The following is a 3,224-nucleotide window of genomic DNA, read 5'->3' as shown; positions in this document are numbered from 1 at the left end:
ATAAGTGCATTTTGATTACCATCAAGATCCCATAAACTCATGAATCCATTTGCTTCTCGCAATAGTATAGTGTCGCCTTCAGTATTGAAATTAGCGTTGTCAAAAGCCCATTTTTCTGGATAGAAATCAGCAACTTTAGTGCCTTCAAAGTTCCATAATTCTGCAAATCCGTCTAAGATTATAATGAAGTTATTGTCATCAGTGTTAGGAATAATTTCACTTATCTCGCCATGAACTTGCTTTGATAACCTTTGATTCCCTTCTAAATCCCAAATAAATATCCATCCATCATCTGTACTTGCCAGGATGTGGGTTCTGTCATGACTAAACTTGATAGAAGAAATTGTTTTTTTGTTCGTCTCCAGATTAACTATTTTGTCCTCTAAAAAATCAAGAATATAAGCATTACTTTGCGCTCTTCTCAATAAAACTATTTTGCCATTCGAGCCGAATATTAATTCCTCAATGGGATCAGTCTCATTTCCTAATGTTGATACCCTACTCCCTTTAGAATCCCATATGTTTAATATTCCGTTCTGCTCAAGTATCCCAAAGTTTTTCCCATTTGGACTAAACGAAATATTAGTGATTGGACTTATACTATTCATGGTTTTTATAAGGCTGCCATCTATGCTTAAGATACGTATAGCGTCATCTTTGCTAGCTGTAACAATGTACTCTCCATTGGGGCTTATATTTGCTCGATTGATTAAATCTTCATGTCCCTTGAATTGAGTGATTAAGTTTCCTTCTAAGTCCCATAGGCCTATATCTCCATGCTCATTCATGATCGTAAGCACCCTATTTCCTTCGGGTGTGAACTCCGTCAAAGTGGTTGGCTGCTCAACAGCTCCTTTGAAGCTAGGTAAAAGTATTTCTTTTTTTTGCTCTAAACTCATTTGTAGTGCAAGGATTGGACTGCTTGCCAGATGATTTCCGTTGGATTCTTTATAGATCTGAACAGCTCTATGAGCGGCTCTAAATGCATCCCAAAGTGCTGCTGTTTCTCTTAGCGAGAACTTTTCTTGAGCTGCTAATCCAGCCCTTTCCAATTGGGCTACTTCGCGAACTACATCCAAGTCATCGCGAGCGTTGTTAAAGAGAACGATCGCGCTCAATGCAAATGCACCACCAACGAGCGAAGCAATGAGTGTAGCCACTGCGATTCGAGAGCGGTTGCGGATGCGGCGGTTTTGTTTTTGGATCTGAGCTTCTGCTTCCTGATTAAACTGTTCGAGAGCCTGCTGGCGCGCTTCAATTTCTTGCTTTAGGGCTTCTGATCGCTCCAACGCTGATTTCACGTCGCGATTTTCTGCGGCTTGGCTTTCTCGCAGGTAGCGGTCATCCAGATCGCTGAGTCCTTTGCCTTTGGCCCAGGCTTCAGCTTCAGTCAACGTTTGTCCCCGCAAAAGTCGAGACTCATCGGTACAGCCAGAGGTCATCCAGGCCTGGAAGCTTTCGGCATAGGGGCGCAAGCTCTCCAGTGTCGTTTGTACCCAGGCGATGTCAAAGATTTGGGCATAGGTGGGATTGAAGACTCTTAGATCGCCATTGGAGCTGACGACTAATCCTGATAGTCGCAGTTCCATATGAGGGTCGCTGTTTTCTTTAGGAATTGAGCCTTGCGTCAGAATCTGCTCGTACATGCCTAGTAGACGGTTAGCTAGATGCTCACGGCGCAGGAGGCGATCGCGCATCGTTTTGAAGTGTGCTTGCTCGTCGGAGGTTTCCCAGTTGTGAATGAGTTGGCGCTGCATTAAATCGGCAACCGCAACAGCGGCTTCCCCCTTGCCAATCCAAGGTAAGGAATCGGCTTCCATGGCCTTTTCTTGCACTAACGCACAGAGACGCTGAGTCAGGTAAGGTTGTCCCCCGGTCCAGTAGAAGATTTTAGCAAGGACTTGCTGCGGCTCGGCCACCCAGCCCGATAAACCGTCGGCGAGTCTAGTGGCTCGATCCAGAGTCAGGGGTGTTAGTTCAATAGCCTGCCCGATATTAAAGGGGGTACGGGAGCTGTCGCGGATGAGTTGAGAGGGCGTAGTCACCCCCAGCAGGACAAAGGTTAGACGGCGATAAGCGGCATTATCGACCTGGCGGTTATAGCAGGCGCGGATCAGGGCAAAGAAGTCGCTGGCAGGAAAGGACAGCGACAGCACGCTATCAATCTCGTCAATGAAAATCACGATGCGCTGGTCAGGAATTTGTACCAGCAGCACATCTTCAATGAAGCGATGAAGACGAAAAACAGGAGTCACTTCTACCTGTTTTTCGAGCCAGGCATCGACTTCTTGGGCAGGGAGTAGATCAAGGCAGCGATTCAGTTCGCCAATGAGAGAGCGATACCACTGGGCCGCTGATACTTCTTCGGTTCCCAGGGTGCTGAGATCGATCGCGGCACAGCGGATGCCTTCCGCCTTGAGGCGATTCTCCGTTTGCACTCGCAGGCTTGATTTGCCCATTTGCCGACTATTAAACACATAGGCGAATTTGCCTGCTTTCACCGCTTGATAGATCGCCTCGTCAGCCGCTCGCTGGATATAGGTGGGCGCATCAGCCGCCAGGCTACCCCCGGCTTGAAATTCATAGTCGTAGTTCGGGCTGGTCATGGTTCAACAGAAATTCGAGTGACTGAGGGAAAAGGTGTGACTTCGCGAGCGTGTCTTGCAGTAGCCGTCGCCAGTGTCCAAGACATGATGTTTCAACGCATAGGCCACAGCAACAACTACAGTGCCAAGTCACTTAAATCGGCAAAACGGACTTGGCTCATCTCTCTGTTTTAGAGCAGATTTCCAGTTCCTCACGATCTGTGAGGGAATTCTCACAAGTCGCTCCCACTTGGCCTGCAGCATCGGCCAGTGTGAGATCTCTTCAGCTTGCTGTGAGTCATCCCTCTCGTATCAGAGATTGGCTTCTTTTCATCACAACCTAATGGTGTGGTCAATCAAGAGGAACTGCTAATGACCTGTCCTTACACCGATAAAACTAGACCTACCAGTGGCACTGTTCCGCCGATTTGCCCTTATGCACAGCAGCAGCGACTGAGCGGTTTAAGCATCTTGCTGGCGATTGGCGTCGTGGTGTTAACGATCGCTGTCTTGATGGATTTACGCCCGACCGTTTGTCAGGTGATCGCCCCGGCTCCGCCCGATGCTGTCGAGGCAGCCCCCTCTCAACAGGCTCCTGCCGATGCCGACGGTATCAAGTTTTGGCCTGAAAACGAATAA

At 48.0% G+C, this 3,224-nt stretch carries 2 protein-coding genes; one reads left to right on the top strand and one right to left on the bottom strand.

Features of this window, described 5'->3' with window-relative positions:
• Nucleotides 1-2,606, bottom strand: a 2,606-nt coding sequence (locus QQ91_RS12670) for an AAA-like domain-containing protein (protein WP_166284019.1), incomplete at its 3' end; no start/stop codon positions are given.
• Nucleotides 2,607-2,957: 351 nt separating this feature from the next.
• Here QQ91_RS12670 and QQ91_RS12665 point away from each other — a divergent pair.
• Nucleotides 2,958-3,224, top strand: a complete 267-nt coding sequence (locus QQ91_RS12665) for a hypothetical protein (protein ID WP_130199421.1) — start codon at nt 2,958-2,960, stop codon at nt 3,222-3,224.

Origin of the sequence: Lyngbya confervoides BDU141951, from assembly GCF_000817775.3 — a bacterium.
Classification (GTDB): Bacteria; Cyanobacteriota; Cyanobacteriia; order Thermosynechococcales; family Thermosynechococcaceae; genus Lyngbya; species Lyngbya confervoides.
This window is presented reverse-complemented; position numbering and strand designations above follow the sequence as displayed.